Consider the following 17,247-nt stretch of genomic DNA (forward strand, 5'->3'; position numbering starts at 1 on the left):
GCCACCCAGACCGCGATACCGGAGGACAACGACTGTTATGTATGCCATGAGTAATGTCGGAAACACCATCGCCATGGTGCTTGCCGGCGGCAAAGGGGAGCGCCTCAGCCCCCTCACCAGCAGAAGGGCCAAGCCGAGCGTCATGTTCGGCGGCAAATACAAGATCATCGACTTCGTCTTGAGCAACCTCTTCAACTCGGGGATCAAGAAGGTCTACATCCTGACCCAGTACCGCGCCTACTCGCTCACCAAGCACATTCGCGAGTCCTGGGGCAAATGGACCGGCCTGGGTGAGTTCTTCGTGGCCATCTCGCCCGAGACCAGCTCCGAGAGCGAGGAGTGGTTCAAGGGGACCGCGGACGCCATCCTGCAGTACCTGCGTTTCGTGGAATCCTCCGATGCGGACTACGTGGCCATCTTCGGCGGCGACCACATCTACAAGATGGATGTCAGCCAGATGATCGACTACCACCGCAGAAACCGCGCCGACCTGACCGTGGCGGCCCTCGAGGTCCCGGTGCAGGAGGCGAGCCGCTTCGGCGTCTTCTCGGTCGACGACGACTTCAAGATCACCGCCTTCGCCGAGAAACCGAGCCACCCAGAAAGCATCCCCGGCAGGGACACCTGCTTCGCCTCCATGGGCAACTACATCTTCTCGACGAAGAAGCTCATCGAAGTGCTGCAGGTAGGCAAGAAGCTGTACGAGGACCTCGACTTCGGCAAGCACGTCATCCCGATGATGCTGGAGAACCGGGACAAGGTGTTCGCCTACAACTTCAACGACAACATCATCCCCGGCATGAAGGCGGAGGAAAAAGGGTACTGGAAGGACGTCGGGACCATCGAGAGCTACTACGAGGCCAACATGGACCTGATCCACGTCTCGCCGCAGCTGAACCTGTACAACTACAAGTGGCCCATCCTGACCAACCAGGGGAACCTGCCGCCGGCCAAGACCGTGTTCGACGAGGAAGGGCGGCGCGGCATGAACATCGACTCCTACGTCTGCGCCGGCTGCATCACCAGCGGCGCCACGGTGCGCCGCACCATCCTCGGCCCGCGCTGCAAGGTGAACAGCTACAGCGAGATCGAGGATTCCATCCTCTTCGAGAACGTCACCGTCGGGCGCCACGTGAAGATCAAGCGCGCAATCATAGACAAGAACATCGTCATCCCCGACGGCACCGAGATCGGCTACGATCACGACAAGGACCGGGCCAAGGGGTACCGGGTCACCGAATCGGGGATCGTCGTGGTGTCGATGGCGGAAACCAAGTAACCGGGCGGCCTCGGCCGCCTCCAAACAAGTCGAAACGGCAGCAAACACCTCGGCCACCGCAGCCTATACGTCCCATGGGCGGGAGCACGCATGCGGGGAGCATCGAAGCGCAACCAAAGACGCGAGATAAACAAGATTGTCGGGGTCTACGCCCTGTTCGGCAGCGCCTGGATCTACCTCTCCGGCTACGCACTGATATGGCTGGTTTCCGACCGCCACATCGCGGAGCAGATCGAGGTCTACAAGGGGCTCATGTTCATCATGGTGACCTCGGCGCTGCTCTACCAGCTGATCTCGCGCTTCGCCCGCCGGCTGGCGGAATCGGTGAGCAGGCTCGAGGAGAGCGAGGCCCGCTTCCAGGCGATCTACCACAGCGTCAACGACGCGCTCTTCATCCACGATGCGGTTACCGGGCAGTTGGTGGACGTGAACCGCACCATGTGCGAGATGTTCGGCTATACACCGGAGGAGGCCCGGAACCTCACCGTGGGGGAGTTGAGCTTGGGGGAACCTCCCTACGCTGAGGAAGACGCACGGCTTCTTCTGAACCAGGCGGCGGCGGGTCCCCCGATGACGGTGCGCTGGCGCAGCAGGAAGAAGGACGGCTCGCTTTTTTGGTCCGAAGTCAGCCTGCGCCGGGCCGACATCGGCGGCAGCGATCGGGTCCTCGTCCTCGTGCGCGACATCACGGCGCGCCACGAGATCGAGGAGGCGCTGCAACAAAACGAGGAGATCCTCAAGGTCCTCATGGAGGAGATGCCGGCAGGGGTGGGGTGGGCCGATGAGAGCGGCAGGGTCCAGTACCTCAACAGCTACGTCAGCGACTGGCTGGGCTACGTCTCCGAGGATCACCCCACCCTTGAAGAGCTCATGCAACGCGCCCTTCCCGACCCGACCTACCGGGAACAGGTCCTGGGGGGCTGGCGCGAGGAGATCGGGAAGACGCTGGAAAGCGGCGTCCCGGTCACTCCGCAGGAGGCGAAGATCTCCTGCGTCGACGGCTCCTCCAGGCACGTCATCCTCAACACCCGCCTGGTTCACCACCGCATCCTGTTCACCCTGACCGACATAACCAAGTGGGAGGCGATGCAACAAGAAGTGCTCAAGGCCCAGAAGCTGGAGTCCCTGGGGGTCCTGGCAGGCGGCATCGCCCACGACTTCAACAACATCCTCACCGGGATCCTGGGCAACCTATCCTTCGCCGAACTGCTGCTCGCCCCGGACCACCCGGCGCAGGGAGCGGTGAAGAACGCCGAGAAGGCGTCGCAGCGCGCCGCGGAACTGGCGCACCAACTGCTGACCTTCTCCAAGGGGGGCCAGCCTATCAAGAAGGTGATTCCGCTCGGGAGACTCCTGCAGGAATCCCTTTCCCTTGCCCTGCACGGCACCAAGGTGCAGACCCGGCTGAAGCTCCAGGACGGGCTGCACGCCATCGAAGCGGACGAAGGGCAGATGAACCAGGCCTTCAGCAACGTCATCATCAACGCCTGCCAGGCCATGCCGGGCGGCGGAGTGCTGACGGTCGAGGCGGCAAACCTCTCCCTCACGGCCAACAACGAGCTGGCGCTTCCTCCCGGCGACTACGTGAAACTCTCCTTCATCGACCAGGGGTGCGGCATCCCCTACGAGGACCAGAAGTTCATCTTCGACCCCTACTACAGCACCAAGCCGGGGGGGAGCGGACTGGGCCTCGCCTCGGTGCATTCCATCGTGATCAAGCACGGCGGCAGGGTCGAGGTGGCGTCCACGCCCGGAGCGGGCACCACCCTCACCTTCTACCTCCCCTCCGCAGGCGAGGCGGTCGCGGAAGAGGCGCCGCGGCAACAGGAACGGACCGCCAAGGCGGGGGAAGGAATGGTGCTGGTCATGGACGACGAAGAGGCGATCAGGACGCTGACCCGTGACATGCTGCAGTACCTTGGGTACCAGGTGGTGACCTGCGTGGACGGGGAGGAGGCCGTGAGGCTGTACCGGGAGGCGGCCCAGGCGGGGAAGCCATTTGCGGCGGCCATCATGGACCTCACCATACCCGCCGGCATGGGGGGAAAGGAGGCGGCGCAGCGGATCCTCGAGGTAGACCCCGCCGCCAGGCTGATCGTCTCCAGCGGCTACTCAAACGACCCGGTCATGGCGGAACATGCCGACTACGGCTTCTGCGCCGCCGTGGTCAAGCCGTACCGCTGCGACGAGCTGCAACAGGCCCTGGAGAGGGTGCTGTCCGCCCCCTGAGCGGCGCTACCCCGGGCTACTCCTTTTCCCGCCCCCACAGTTCCTTCAACCTCCAGTTTCGGCCGCACCCCTCGTGGTAGCGCTGGTAATGGTAGGGCTCCTTCTGGTAGTACTGGCGGTGGTACTCCTCGGCCGGGTAAAATTCCGAAGCCGGCAGGATCTCGGTGACCACGGCGGCGCCGAGCTGGTTGGAGCGCTCCGCGTCCTCCCTGCTCTCCTCGGCTTCCCGCTTCTGCTCCTCGTCCAGGTAGAAGATGGCGGTCTGGTACTGGCTGCCGTAATCGCAAAACTGGCGGTTCTTGGTGGTCGGGTCGATGTTCCGCCAGAAGACCCGCAGCAGCTCGCGGTAGCTCACCTTGGCCGGGTCGAAGACGATCTGCACCGCCTCGACGTGCCCGGTGTCCCCTTGGCAGACCTCCCGGTAGCTTGGGTCCGGCGTGCTCCCGCCGGTGTATCCCGGCAGCACCGAGAGCACCCCCGGCATCCTGTCGAAGACCGGCTCCATGCACCAGAAACAACCGCCGGCAAAGATGGCGGTTGCGGTGCCGGCGTCGGTGGCACTGTTTTCCATGGTTCCTCCTTTGGCGCCGCGTGGGTTCGCGCGGCAGGGCAGACGGGTCAGACCGGTCAACCGGTCACCGCGACGACCTCCTCGTAGGTGGTGACCCCTTCCAGCATCTTGCGCACCGCCTGCTCGCGAAGGGTCACCAGCCCGTCCTTCCGGGCCGCCGCCTGCAACTCGGCCAGGTCGACCCGCTCGCCGATCACGGCCTTGATCGCCTCGTTCACGTCCATCACCTCGAAGATCCCCGTCCTCCCCTTGTAGCCGGTGCCGCGACATTCGGCGCACCCCTCCCCGGACCAGACCCTGGCCGGCCGCTTCAGCCCCAGGTACTCCGACTCCTCCGCACTCAACTGGCTCTCCCGCTTGCATGCGGGGCAGATCCTCCGCAACAGCCTCTGGGCGATGATGCCGATCACCGTGGAGGAGATCAGAAACGAGGGCACCCCCAGGTCGATCAGCCGGGTGACCGAGGAGGGGGCGTCGTTGGTGTGCAGCGTGGAAAGGACCAGATGCCCGGTGAGAGCGGCCTGCACCGCGTTCTCGGCGGTCTCCTTGTCACGGATCTCGCCGATCATGATGATGTCAGGATCCTGCCTGAGCACGTTTCTGAGCACCTTGTCGAAGGTCACCCCGATGCCGCTTTGCACCCCCACCTGGTTGAACTCCTCCATCACCATCTCGATCGGGTCCTCGACGGTGACGATGTTGACCTCGGGCGAGGAGAGGGTTCTCAGCGACGAGTAGAGCGTGGTGGTCTTGCCGCTGCCGGTGGGGCCGGTGACCAGGATGATGCCGTTGGGACGGCGCAGGAAGGAGCTGTAGAGCTGGTACTCGCGCGGGTAGAAGCCGATCGAGTCCAGCTCCTGCATCAGCACGTCCGGGTCGAAGATCCTGATCACCACCTTCTCCCCGAAGGCGACCGGCAGGGTGGAGACGCGCAGCTCGACCTCGCGCCCCTGGTGGCTGGTCTTGATCCTGCCGTCCTGGGGGCGCCTCTTCTCGGCCAGGTCCATGCGGGAGAGCATCTTGATGCGGGAAACGATGGGGGGATGCAGCTGTTTGGGGACCACGTGCACGTTGTGCAGCACCCCGTCCACCCGCAGGCGCACCAGCGACTTCTCCCGCTTGGGTTCGATGTGGATGTCGCTCGCCCGCTGGTCGAAGGCGTACTGCAGGAGAAAGTCCACCGCCGAGATGATGTTGCGGTCGGTTCCCTCGATCTCGTGCCCGCTCTTCAGGCGCACGAACTGCTCCAGGTTTCCCAGGTCCACGGAGGCGGACACCTCGCTCTCGGCGGCCTGCACCGAGGCCCTGAAACCGAAGAACTCCCTCAGTATCTTCAGGATGTCGTTGCGCGAGGCGAGCACCCGGCGAAACTCAATCCGCTTCAACGCCTTCAGCTCCTCGATGACCTGCTCGTTGAAGGGATCGGCGACGGCCAGGGTGACCACACCGTCGGCGACCCCCACGGGGACGATCAGGTGCCTGAGGGCGAAGGGGCGGGAGATGTGGGTGGTGACCAGGTCGAGGTCGAGCTTCATCGGGTTGATCTTCAGGTAGGGGAGCCCCACCGCGGCGGCGAGCACCTCGGTGACGGCGTCTTCGGTGAGGAGCTTGCCGCCGGAGCCGGGGATCTCGAGGTTCAAGGAGGCGATGATCTCCGCGGGGGATGGCTTTTCCGGGGTCTGCTGCAGCCGCCGGGAATACCCCGCCTGCTGAGCGCCCGCCAGCCGGTGGGCCTGCGCCTCCCCCTTGGCCAGCAGTTCGTCGAACTGCTTCTCGTCGACCAGTCCCCGCTGCAAAAGGATCTGGGCCACGTTCTTGATGGTGACCATCTTCTTTTTCTGCATGCCGTCACCCTTTAATGGGAACAAGTATGCGATTATCCGCGAGAAACATAGTGATGTCAAGGAGGTGCGAGTTTGACAACGGGCGCCCCGCCGATATCATTAAATAGCGCCTATGTGGGAGGCGTGCCACTACCAGATGCCAAAGGAGGGATACCATGTTCGAACTGTTCGAGAAGGCTGTGCTCACGGCGCTCGGCGCGGCGGCGCTCACCCAGAAAAAAGGGGAAGAGCTGATCCAGGAGATGAAGTCGCGCTACAAGATCAGCGAGGAGGAGGGGCGCGCCTTCCTGGACCGGATCCAGGAGATGGCGCGCACCGGGCAGCAAAAGACCGCCGAAGTGGCCGAGACCGAGGTAAAGAAGGCGCTGGACCGGATGGGTATGGTGTCGCGCGACGACTTCGAGAAACTGGAACGGCGCGTCAGGGCGCTCGAGGCCCTTTCCGCCGAGAGCGTCACCTCCCAGCCGGAGGACGAGTGCTTAGGCTAGTAAACATCAACCGCAACGTCAGGAGCATCCGGCGCTACCGCCAGATCATCACCGTTCTCGGCGGCTACGGGCTTGGGCACCTCCTGGAGTACCTGAACCTCGGCCACGTGGTCGACTTCTCGCGCCGCGTCTTCAGGCGACGAAGCCCCAAGACCGAGCACCTGACGCCGCCGGAGCGCCTGCGCCTCGCCCTGGAGGAGCTCGGCACCACCTTCATCAAGCTGGGGCAGCTCCTCTCCACCCGCGCCGACATCATCCCCGCTTCCTTCGTCCAGGAGCTGGCCCACCTGCAGGACAAGATCCCCTGCCTTCCCTTCGAGGAGATCAGGGAGCAGATCGAGCACGAGTTGGGGGTGCCCCTGGAACAGCGTTTCCTGCACGTGGAACCGGAGGCGATCGCCGGGGCCTCCATCGCTCAGGTGCACCGCGCCACGCTTGTCACCGGCGAGGACGTTGTGGTCAAGGTGCGCCGCCCGGGGGTGGTCGAGGCGGTGGAAACGGACATCGACATCCTCATGGGGGTGGCGCTCCTTTTGGAGCGCCACATGGCCAGAAGCGACATCTACGATCCGGTCGGGGTGGTGCGCGAGTTCTCCTACACCATCAGGCGCGAGTTGGACCTGACCCGCGAAGGACACGCCATCGAGAAGATCCGGGACAACTTCAAGGGGGATCCCAACCTCTACTTCCCCCGGGTCTACTGGGAGGCAACCGCCAAGGGGGTGCTCACCACCGAGTACGTCGAGGGGATCAAGGTAAGCGACATCCGCGCCATCGAGGCGGCGGGGCTGGACCGGCGCGAGATCGCCCGCCGCGGCGCCCGGGTCTTTCTCGAGATGGTGCTGGAACACGGCTTTTTCCACGGCGACCCCCACCCCGGCAACGTCCTGATCTTCAAGGACAACGTGATCTGCCTGCTCGACTTCGGCATGGTGGGGAGGCTCGATCCGGCCGTGAAGCGCTACCTAACCGACGTCCTGATGGCGGTGATCAACCGCGACATCGAGGGGCTCGCCGACATCATCGTGGAGGCCGGGGACGCCGGCGAGACGGTGAACATGCAGGCCCTGAAAAAGGCGCTCGCCGAGTTCATGGACAGCTACTTCGAGATCCCCCTCAAGGAGATCGAGGTGGGGCGCATGCTCATGGAGTTCATCGACCTGATCTCCACCCACCGCATCAAGGTGCACCCGGACCTGACCATGCTGGTGAAGGTGCTGGTGGTGGTGGAGGGGATGGGGCGAAAGCTCGACCCGGATTTCGACATGGTCGGGCACCTGCGCCCCTTCCTGGAGCGGGAGTTCCGCCGCCAGCGCTCGCCCGGGCGCCTGTTCCAGGAGATGGAGCAGGGGGTGGAGGGGTACCTCACCCTGGCGCGCAACCTGCCGCGCGACATCAAGGAGATCCTGAACAAAGTCAACCGCAACAAGTTCCGCATCGACCTTGAGCACCGCGGCCTGGACCGCTTCTCCAAGGAACTGGACCGCTCCGCGAACCGCCTCTGCCTCTCCCTGATCATCGCGGCCCTTTTGATCGGCTCCTCGATCGCCATGCAGGGGAACCGCGGCCCCATGCTCTGGGGCCTTCCCGCCTTCGCCTTTTTCGGCTACAGCTGCGCCGGCGTGGTCGGCGTCTGGTGGATGGTCGCCATCCTCCGCTCCGGCAGACTGTAGCAAAAAAGCCACACCCCCCGTTGCACTGGCACCACAGGCGCAAAATCGCCACACCCCCTCCCCGCCCCCATCCCCGAACAGATCCCGTCTACACACCCGAAGCAGCACGCTTTTTTCCAATGAGAAGCACCCGGCCGCCGTTGGCGCATTATTTGCTTAATAGTAAGCATACTGACTATCAGGAGCAAGCAGATGATATTCCAACAGACTTTGGGCAACAAGGTAACCTTCAGCGGCATCGGCCTGCACTCCGGCAAGACGATCACCATCACGCTGCGTCCGGCCGAGCCCGGCACCGGCGTCGTCTTCCACAGGGTTGACCTCACCCCGGCTGTCTCCATAGAAGCGCACGCGCAGAACGTGGTCAACACCAGGCTCTCCACCACCATCGGCCGCGGCGAGGCAAGCGTCTCCACCATAGAGCATCTCATGGCGGCCCTGTACGGCTGCGGCATCGACAACGCCCACGTGGACATCAACGGCCCGGAAGTCCCGATCATGGACGGCAGCGCCGCCCCCTTCGTGGCGGCCATCGTCAAGGCCGGCATCAAGGAGTCCAAGAAGCCACGCAAGTACCTGGTGATCAAGAAGCCGGTTTCCGTCACCGAAGGCGACAAGAAGGCCTCCATCATCCCGTCGCGCCACTACAAGATCTCTTTCGACATGCAGTTCGCGCACCCGGCCGTGAAGAGCCAGTTCCGCTCCTTCGAATTCAGCCAGGCCAGCTTCACCGGCGAGTACGCCGCCGCCCGCACCTTCGGCTTCCTGGCCGAGGTCGACATGATGAAGGCCCACGGCCTGGCCCTGGGCGGCTCACTGGAGAACGCGGTGGTGATCGGCGACCAGGGCGTGCTGAACCCGGAAGGGCTCAGGTTCCAGGACGAGTTCGTGCGCCACAAGATCCTCGACTCGGTGGGCGACCTCTCCCTCGCCGGTCACCGGCTGATCGGGCACGTCAAGGCCACCAAGTCCGGCCACGACCTGAACCACAAACTGGTCATGGAGCTCCTGAAGCGCCCCGACTGCTACACCCTGATCGAGTTCACCCCGCAGGCCTTCAACGCCCCCTTCAACCTCGCCCTGCCCGAACTGTCCTGGCTGGAGGCTTAAAGACAGGTCAGGGTCAAGGTCGAGTTCAAGAGAAAACGAAGCAGCTCCCGCCGGGGGCTGCTTTTTTCGTTCCCTGCGCAGCATCGAACTGCTTGAAACTGCTGCCTCATTCGTATAGAGTGGCCTGATGCCGATGTCCGACCCAAAAGGGGGGCTCCCCCCGCACACCCAGGGTGCCGAACTGCCCGCCGGAGAGATCCGAAAGCGCAAGCGCGAGGCGATCATCGTCTGCGTGTCGCTGCTCTCGATCGTGCTCCTCACCTACCTCGAGATCCACCTGTCGCGCCTCTCCTCCGAGGTGCCGATGGGGAGCAACATCGTCATCTTCGCCATCATCAACGTCATCATCCTGCTCATCATCCTGCTGGTCTACCTGGTGTTCAGGAACATCACCAAGCTCTTCCTGGAACGGCGCAAGAACACGCCGGGGGCCAAGCTGCGCACCAAGCTGGTGCTCGCCTTCGTCACCCTGTCGCTGGTGCCGACCATGCTCCTGTTCTTCGTTTCCGCCGGCTTCATCACCAACAGCATCCAGAACTGGTTCAACAAGCAGGTGGAAACCTCCCTGAACGAGTCCATGGAGGTGGCGCAGGTCTACTACAAGACCTCGGCCGCCAACGCGCTCTACTACGGCGAGCAGATCAGCGACGCCATCAAGGAGAGAAAGCTCCTCAACGAGGAGAACCTCCCCCAGTTGAAGGCCCTGGTGCGCCAGAAGCAGAAGGAGTACAACCTGGGGGTGGTCGAGGTCTTCTCGGCGCAGCGCGAGGAGCTGTTCCGCGCGGGGAACCCCAAGCTCCCCCTGGGCGAGTTCACCAACCCCTCCTCCGAGGACATCAACGTGGGGCTCGCCGGGCAGAAGCTGACCCGGGTCAACGCCATCGGCAAGGCCGACCTGATCCGCGGCATCGTCCCGATCCGGAGCAACTTCAACGACAACGACGTGGTCGGGGTCATCGTGGTCAACTACTACGTCCCCTACTCCCTGGTCTCCAAGATGCGGGAGATCTCCGCCTCCTACCACGAATTCCGCCAGCTGAAGATCCTGAAGCACCCGATCGCCACCGGCTACATCCTGACCCTGTTCCTGATAACCATGGTGATCGTCTTCCTCGCGGTCTGGTTCGGGGTCTACCTGGCCCGCAGCCTCACCATTCCGATCCAGGAGCTGGCCGAGGCGACCCGCCAGGTGGCCGAGGGGAACCTGGACGTGCACCTTGGCGAGGGGGGCGGCGACGAGATCGGCATGCTGATCGCCTCCTTCAACCGGATGACCGAGGACCTGCGCGAGAACCAGCTCGCCCTGCAGCACACCAACGAGGAACTGCAAAAGAGCAACCTGGAACTGGAGCAGCGGCGCCGCTACATGGAGGCGGTGCTGGCCAACGTCACCGCCGGCATCATCTCGGTGGACAAGGACGGGCTCCTCACCACGGTGAACAAGTCGGCCGAGAAGCTTCTCTTGATCAACAGCGACAAGGTCACCGGCAAGAACTTCCGCGAGGTGCTGCAGGTCGAGCACCTGGACATCGTCAAGGGGCTCCTGCGCGACATGGTGCTCGACAAGCACGACGCCATCGTGCGCCAGGTCACCATCCCTATGCGCGACGGCGAGCTGACGCTTCTCACCAACCTGACCGTCCTCAAGGACGAGAATGACGCCTTCATGGGGATGGTGGTGGTGCTGGACGACCTCACCTCGCTGATCAAGGCGCAGCGGATGGCGGCATGGCGCGAGGTGGCCCGCAGGATCGCCCACGAGATCAAGAACCCGCTCACCCCGATACAGCTCTCGGCGCAGCGGCTGAGAAAGCGCTACCTCTCGCGCTTCGAGGGTGAGGAAGAGGTCTTCGACCAGTGCACCAACATGATCATCAAGTCGGTGGACGAGCTGAAGGGGCTGGTGAACGAGTTCTCCAACTTCGCCCGCATGCCGGCCTCGGTCCCCAAGCCCAACGACCTGAACGACATCCTCAAGGAGGCGCTCACCCTCTACGTGGAGGCGCACCGCCACATCCGCTTCACCCTCAACACGGACGACAAGATGCCCCCCATCATGCTGGACCGGGACCAGATCAAGCGGGTGGTGATCAACCTTTTGGACAACGCGGTGGCCGCCATCGAGGGGGAGGGAGAGATCGAGCTCGCCACCTGCTACGACAGCACCCTCAAGATGGCCACCTTCACCGTCTCCGACACCGGCCACGGTATCGCCGCCGAGGACCGCCCCCGGCTCTTCGAGCCGTACTTCTCCCGGAAGAAGAGCGGCACCGGCCTTGGCCTTGCCATCGTCAACACCATCATCTCCGACCACCACGGCTTCATCCGTGCCAAGGAGAACCACCCCAAGGGGAGCCGCTTCATCATCGAGCTCCCGGCCGATGCATGAACTTCGGGTCGAGGTAAAGGTCGAGGTTGAACCTCGAATCGAGACCAAAATGAAGATCCTAGCGGACAGGTTGAGATCGGGCGTGCCGACGCCGGCTCCCCTGCAGAGATAGCTTATGCCTCTTAAAAAGATTCGGGCCTGGCTTTTGCCGCTTCTGGCCACCATACTGACCGTCGTCGTCCTCGGGGTGAGCCTCCTCCCCCGCCTGCTCGACCTCGACACCTACAAGTCCGAGATCCTGGCGCAGGTGAAAACCTCGCTGAAACGGGACCTGCAGTACCAGACCGGCGCGTTCACCATGCGGCTCACCCCCGCCTTCACCTTCACCGGAGTCACCATCAAGGAGAAGGACGGGACCACCGAGTTCGCCACCGCCGATCGGCTCACGGTCAGGATCGCCATCCTCCCTCTTTTGCGCCGTGAACTCGTGCTCTCCCGGATCGAGCTGGAACGCCCCACGCTGAGGTTGTGGCGCGACCGACAAGGGGTCTTAAACATCGCCGACCTCCTCACCCCCAGCGGCGGCGAGGCCCCGGGGATCCGCGGCGTCGAGCTTAAAAAGGCCCAGATCCGGTTCACCGACTACGCCTTCGCGGAGCAGCCGCTGATCACCGAACTCTCCGACACGGACCTCTTCCTGAGCCGGATCACCCGCGGCAGGGATTGCGACTTCAAGCTCGACGGCCAGCTCCTCTCGGGCAGGAGCAAGGTCCCCATCCACCTCTCCGGCGTCGCGGGGATCCCGGCAGCCGGGGCACCGTTGGCAGCCATGCCGGTGCATGGCAAGATCAAGACCGGCCCCATCGACGTCGGCCATTTCTGGCCCTACTACAGCCGCTTTGTCCCGTTTAAAAGCCTATCCGGCCAGTTGGAACTGGAGGCCAGCCTCAAGGGACACCTGAACGCCTTCAAGGGGAAGACCGAGTTCCGCTTCACCAGGATGAACCTCGACTATCCCCAGGTGTTCCACGCGAGGCTCACGCCGAAGTCCTTCAAGGGGTCCTGCTCCCTGGAACTCACCGAGCGCAACCTCGAGATCGATCACGTGAAGGCCGACCTGGACGGCTTCAAGGTGAACGGGAAGGTTAAGCTCTCGGACCTGCACTCCGGCGACCTGCGCATCACCGCCAGCGCCAGCAGCAACAGCTTCAACCTGCGCGACTACCGGCAGTACATCCCCTACGGCATCATCGTCGACGACACGGCGCATTTCATCGAGCAGAAGATCACGGGGGGGGTATACCGGCTGGACCAGGGACGCCTGGACGGGCGGGTGAGCCAGATCCTGCACATGGAGCGGGGGCAGAACTACAACGTCCTCTACATCAAGGCGCACGTGGAGGAAGGGGTGGTCAACTACGGCTCCGGCATACCGGTCTTCAGCGGCATCAAGGGGCAATTGGAGCTTGCCGGCAAGGACTTCTTCCTGAAGGGGATGACGGGACGCTTCGGCACCTCGCCCCTTGCCCTGGAAGGGCGCATCACCGACTACCCGCTCGACCACCCGTGCCAGTACCCATTCACAGCGAAGGTCCAACCGAGGCAGCCGGAAGTGGTCTGGCTGCTGGGGAAGGGAATCGGCTCCTTCACCACCAACTCGATCCTGAACCTGAAGGGTGAGGGAGGGACCGCGCTCTACCGGCTCTCCGGCGACAGCGACCTCACCACGGCCTCGTACAGCTTCAAGGACCTGGTCGCCAAACCAGCCGGACGCACCAACAGCGTATCCTTCAGCATGGACTTCGACAAGGAGCAGTTCCGGATCACTTCGCTGCATTACCAGCTCCCCCCCGCGTCCCTCTCGGCCACCGCGGTGAGCCGGTACGACGGCCCGGTGACGTTCGAGATAAGGACCAACCCATTCCAGAGCACCGAGGTCGGGCAGCTGGTCCCCATGGTGAAGAAATACCACCCCACCGGGGTGGTCCAGCTCCTGTTGCACGCCGGCGGCCCCGACATGGACCGGCTCACATGGAGCGGCAACGTGGGGCTCTCCGGGGTGACCCTGAAACCGGGGGAGAAGATCAAGCCTTTGACCGGGGTGAACGGCACGGTGAAGGTGAACGGCGAGACCTTCGAGACCTCGCAGCTCCAGGTGAGGCTCGGCAGCACCAGCATCAGCGGGCGGGGCGTCCTGACCGGGCTGCAGAACCCCAGCTGGCAGCTCGTCTTCAGCTCTCCCTCGGTGGATCCCGCCGACATAGGCTTCGCCAACGGCGGCGCCCCGGTGCGGGTTGAGAGGGTGCAGGGGAACCTCACCTACCAAAAGGACAACCTGCAGATAACCTCCCTCTCCGGTTCGCTGGGCAAGACATCGCTCCAGGTTAAGGGAAGCGTCAAGGACCTGCAGCACCCACTGGCGGAGCTGGTGGTCGCCGCTTCCTACCTGAACCCCGACGACCTGATGCCGCTGTTCGGCGGGCCCGGCGGAGAGAACCACCTCACCCTGAGGGCCCACCTGACCGCGGCGGAGGGAAAGCTCAAGGACTTCCCGTTCCAGCACCTAAGGACCAGCGTCTTCTACGAAAACCACGTACTGCAGCTGCTCCCATTCGAGTTCAGCTCCTTCGAGGGGGAGGTCACCGGCAGGCTGCGCAGCGACCTCGCAGCGCCGGCGCGCCACACGCTCTCCTGCACGGTGCAAAAGGTCTCGGCGGCCGCGCTGTTGCACTCGTTGGGGGTGAAGAAGCAGGAGGTCACCGGGGCCATGTCCCTGCAAGGCGACCTGGCCGTGCGCGGTGAGAGCGCTGCCGACTTCAAGCGGAGCATCCAGGGGAACGTGAAGCTCAGGATCGAGCGCGGCAGCATCAGGAAGTTCTCCACCCTCTCGAAGATCTTCTCCATCCTGAACGTGTCGCAGCTCTTCAAGGGACAGCTCCCCGACATGGTCTCGGGAGGGATGCCCTTCAACAAGATCACCGGGGACATCGCCTTCAACAACGGGGTCGCCACGACCCAGAACCTGTTCGTGGACAGCAACGCAATGAACATATCGGCGGTGGGGAAAGTGGACCTCGTGAAAGACGAGCTCGACTTGAACGTCGGGGTGCAGCCGCTGCAGACGGTGGACAAGGTGGTGAGCAAGATCCCCATCTTCGGATGGATCCTGACCGGGAAGGACAAGTCCCTCATAACCACCTATTTTGAGGCGAAGGGGCACATCGAGGACCCGCAAGTCACGGCGGTACCGGTGAAGTCGCTCGCCAAGGGGGTCTTCAACATCTTCAAGAGGGTGTTCGAGCTCCCGGCGCGCCTGATAACCGACACAGGGGAAGTAATCATAGGGCGTTAGGGCCTCCACGGGCGCATGTATACCAGACTTTTTAGTTGTAAAGTCAGCTGGGGTTGTGCTATTTTTTTGAGCGTTGTCAATTTCTTAATTCCATCCAACACGGAGGACACTGTGAAGAAGACTTTGGTTGTAATGTTGGCAATCGTTGCCGTGGCAGCTGCCGGCTGCAAGAAAAAAGAAGAAGCACCGCAGGCACCTGCTCAGCAGGCACCGGCTGCAGCGCCCGCAAGCCAGATGCCCGCAGCAGCCCCGGGCACCGATCCGCACGCAGGGCTGAAGCCGCAGGAAGTGAAGCCGGGCGCAGGTCACAAAGGAAAGGTCCTCGAGACCATGGACTCCGGCGGGTACACCTACGTCCAGATCGAGGAGAAAGGCGAGAAGCTGTGGGTTGCAGCAATGCAGACCAAGGTGAAAGTCGGCGACACCGTTGAGTTCCCGGATTCCCCGCCGATGATCAACTTCCAGAGCAAGACTCTGAAGCGCACCTTCGACAAGATCATCTTCGCACCGGGCCTGGCCGTCAACAAGTAAGCCACCCCGCAGCAAGGATAAAAAAAGGCGCCCCCCGCAAGGGAGGCGCTTTTTTTGTCCGTTTAATGATGCATGCCGCTATCCCCTGATAATCGCGCCCCTTTACTTCCCGCGCCCGGGTTTGTGGCCAGGTTTGCCCCGCCCCGCTCCCGCCTGTGCGGCGCCTTCGAGAGCCGCCTCGTCACAGGGGTCGAGCTCCAGCGCCCTTTGATAGTGACGTGCCGCCGCGGCACGGTCTCCCTGGGCCAGGGCCAATTCTCCCATGGCCACGAAGGCGGGGAGGTGCAGGGGAACCAGCTGCGCAAGTTTTTGGTAGGAGCGCGTCGCACCGGCCAGGTCGCCGGCACGCTCCTGCAGGCCGGCCAACTGAAGCCAGCCCCAAGGGTTGTCCGGCTCCTGCCTCGTCATCCCACGGCAGAGCCTGACCGCCCCATCCCAGTCCCCTTCCTGCTCCAGGGCTTCCGCCTGCAGCAGCTCGGTCACGAAGCTGTACCCCACCAGTTCCCGCTGGGCCGCGAAGTCGGTCCGGGTGAAGCGGGCCTTTTTCCCCGCCTTTTGCAGCGCCTTCAGTATGGACTGGCGCGAGCGCTCCACGAAGGGGTCGCGGCGCACCAGGAACCCCTCCCCCTCCTCTTCGTCGAAGAGATGGGACGTCACCTCGTGACGCCGCACCGCGCGTTGCAGCAGTTCGGTTCCCGGGTAATACACCAGGGGGGATACCTGCCCGTCCTGAGGGCGGATCCGGTCGATCAGGCGCACGGTCTGCTGCAGGTCCTCGTCGTTCTCCCCGGGAATCCCGGTGATGAGGTAGACGGAGAGGTTGATCCCGGCCTTGCGCGCCGCTGTCGCCGCCCGCTCCACGTCCGCCGGCAGGATCTTCTTCCCCAGCGCCTTGAGCATCTCCGGCGAGCCCGACTCCACGCCGAACTGGATGCACTCGCACCCGGCGCGCTTCATGGCCACCAGCATCTCCTGGTCCACTGCGTTGACGCGGGATTGGCAGTTCCAGAGGATGTGCAGCCGCTGCTGCTCGATCAGGCGGCAGATCTCCAGCACCCGTGCACGGTTGGCGGTGAAGGTGTCGTCACGGAAGGAGAAGTAGATGAGCCCGTAGCGCTCCTTCAAAAGCCGCAGCTCCTGCACCACCGAGGCGGGGGAGCGGAAACGGACGCCGCGCCCCCAAAACAGAGGGGAAGAGCAGAACAGGCAGCTGGCCGGGCACCCACGGGAGGTGATCACGAATTCGAGCTGGCGCCGCAGGTCGACGCCGATGGTCTCGCCGGGGTCTTCAGCGGCCAGGGGGAGCCGGTCCAGGTCGGCCACGGCGGCGCGGGGCGGTCCCAGCACGGCCTCTTTCCCTTCCCGGCAGGCAACGCCCGCCACCTGCGACAGCGGCCGCCCGTCAACCAACGCCTGCACCAGTTCCAGCAGGGTCTGCTCCCCTTCCCCCAGCACGATGGCATCCACCTCGCGGTGCCGCTCCAGCTGTTCCTGCCAGGAATGGGTCGCGTGCGGGCCGCCGAAGACGACGCAGCATGCGGGGTCGAACTCCTTGGCGAGGGAGGCGAGGCGGATGGATTCCGAGCGGTTATGGGTGAACTGCGAAACGCCGACCAGCTCGGGGGAGAGCCACTGAAGGAGTTCGCGCACCTCAGTCCAGGAGGAGCGGGAGAGATTGGCCAGGGTAACCCGGTGCCCCGCCTGCCTGAGCACGGCGCTCAGGGAAAGCAGGCCGACCGGCAAGAGCGAGGTGAAGGGGTCACGCGCCCCTTGGGGGTGGCATTTGTAAGCCAGGAGAATCTTCATGCAGCGCTCATAAAAAAATCCGGCCCGAGGGCCGG

At 63.8% G+C, this 17,247-nt stretch carries 11 protein-coding genes; 8 read left to right on the plus strand and 3 right to left on the minus strand.

Annotated features, from left to right (window positions below):
• Positions 1 to 37: 37 nt before the first annotated feature.
• Together glgC and KP003_RS15645 are read left to right on the plus strand one after the other, a co-directional pair.
• Complete coding sequence (glgC, locus tag KP003_RS15640) at positions 38 to 1,279, plus strand: glucose-1-phosphate adenylyltransferase (RefSeq protein ID WP_216500016.1); 1,242 nt, start codon at positions 38 to 40, stop codon at positions 1,277 to 1,279.
• A gap of 90 nt (positions 1,280 to 1,369) precedes the next feature.
• A complete protein-coding gene (locus KP003_RS15645) occupies positions 1,370 to 3,508 on the plus strand; it encodes a hybrid sensor histidine kinase/response regulator (protein WP_217299876.1) in 2,139 nt (712 codons plus the stop codon).
• A 16-nt stretch (positions 3,509 to 3,524) separates the two neighbouring features.
• Here KP003_RS15645 and msrA read toward each other — a convergent pair whose 3' ends face one another.
• A complete protein-coding gene (gene msrA, locus KP003_RS15650; protein ID WP_216789119.1) occupies positions 3,525 to 4,079 on the minus strand; it encodes a peptide-methionine (S)-S-oxide reductase MsrA in 555 nt (184 codons plus the stop codon).
• A 56-nt stretch (positions 4,080 to 4,135) separates the two neighbouring features.
• A complete protein-coding gene (locus KP003_RS15655) occupies positions 4,136 to 5,923 on the minus strand; it encodes a GspE/PulE family protein (protein WP_216789121.1) in 1,788 nt (595 codons plus the stop codon).
• A 155-nt stretch (positions 5,924 to 6,078) separates the two neighbouring features.
• On the opposite strand from KP003_RS15655, the gene KP003_RS15660 reads away from it, so the two are divergent.
• From KP003_RS15660 to KP003_RS15685, 6 genes are all read left to right on the plus strand, one after another.
• Positions 6,079 to 6,411, plus strand: a complete 333-nt coding sequence (locus tag KP003_RS15660) for a phasin family protein (RefSeq protein ID WP_216500012.1) — start codon at positions 6,079 to 6,081, stop codon at positions 6,409 to 6,411.
• Complete coding sequence (locus KP003_RS15665) at positions 6,399 to 8,084, plus strand: ABC1 kinase family protein (RefSeq protein ID WP_216500011.1); 1,686 nt, start codon at positions 6,399 to 6,401, stop codon at positions 8,082 to 8,084. The genes KP003_RS15660 and KP003_RS15665 overlap by 13 nt, the downstream gene beginning before the upstream one ends.
• 192 nt (positions 8,085 to 8,276) lie before the next feature.
• Entirely contained in the window at positions 8,277 to 9,194 is a 918-nt protein-coding gene (lpxC, locus tag KP003_RS15670; RefSeq protein ID WP_216500010.1) for a UDP-3-O-acyl-N-acetylglucosamine deacetylase, read from the plus strand.
• A gap of 127 nt (positions 9,195 to 9,321) precedes the next feature.
• The gene (locus KP003_RS15675; protein WP_216500009.1) at positions 9,322 to 11,583 is read left to right on the plus strand and encodes a sensor histidine kinase; all 2,262 of its coding nucleotides are present in this window, start codon (positions 9,322 to 9,324) and stop codon (positions 11,581 to 11,583) included.
• Positions 11,584 to 11,698: 115 nt separating this feature from the next.
• Entirely contained in the window at positions 11,699 to 14,875 is a 3,177-nt protein-coding gene (locus tag KP003_RS15680) for a YhdP family protein (protein WP_217299877.1), read from the plus strand.
• A gap of 111 nt (positions 14,876 to 14,986) precedes the next feature.
• Complete coding sequence (locus KP003_RS15685) at positions 14,987 to 15,406, plus strand: hypothetical protein (RefSeq protein WP_216500007.1); 420 nt, start codon at positions 14,987 to 14,989, stop codon at positions 15,404 to 15,406.
• Between the two features lie 102 nt (positions 15,407 to 15,508).
• On the opposite strand, the gene KP003_RS15690 is transcribed toward KP003_RS15685, so the two are convergent.
• Positions 15,509 to 17,212 (minus strand): B12-binding domain-containing radical SAM protein, encoded by a 1,704-nt coding sequence (locus KP003_RS15690; protein WP_217299878.1) that lies wholly within the window; start codon positions 17,210 to 17,212, stop codon positions 15,509 to 15,511.
• Positions 17,213 to 17,247 lie beyond the last annotated feature (35 nt).

Source organism: Geomonas diazotrophica (assembly GCF_019063885.1).
GTDB lineage: Bacteria > Desulfobacterota > Desulfuromonadia > Geobacterales > Geobacteraceae > Geomonas > Geomonas diazotrophica.

Excerpts from the sequence above, each read along its gene's own strand:
- KP003_RS15655 (WP_216789121.1), bottom strand. The coding sequence starts at position 5,923 with ATGCAGAAAAAGAAGATGGTCACCATCAAGAACGTGGCCCAGATCCTT.
- KP003_RS15675 (WP_216500009.1), top strand. The coding sequence starts at position 9,322 with ATGCCGATGTCCGACCCAAAAGGGGGGCTCCCCCCGCACACCCAGGGT.
- msrA (WP_216789119.1), bottom strand. The coding sequence starts at position 4,079 with ATGGAAAACAGTGCCACCGACGCCGGCACCGCAACCGCCATCTTTGCC.
- lpxC (WP_216500010.1), top strand. The coding sequence starts at position 8,277 with ATGATATTCCAACAGACTTTGGGCAACAAGGTAACCTTCAGCGGCATC.
- KP003_RS15645 (WP_217299876.1), top strand. The coding sequence starts at position 1,370 with ATGCGGGGAGCATCGAAGCGCAACCAAAGACGCGAGATAAACAAGATT.
- KP003_RS15690 (WP_217299878.1), bottom strand. The coding sequence starts at position 17,212 with ATGAAGATTCTCCTGGCTTACAAATGCCACCCCCAAGGGGCGCGTGAC.
- KP003_RS15680 (WP_217299877.1), top strand. The coding sequence starts at position 11,699 with ATGCCTCTTAAAAAGATTCGGGCCTGGCTTTTGCCGCTTCTGGCCACC.
- KP003_RS15660 (WP_216500012.1), top strand. The coding sequence starts at position 6,079 with ATGTTCGAACTGTTCGAGAAGGCTGTGCTCACGGCGCTCGGCGCGGCG.
- glgC (WP_216500016.1), top strand. The coding sequence starts at position 38 with ATGTATGCCATGAGTAATGTCGGAAACACCATCGCCATGGTGCTTGCC.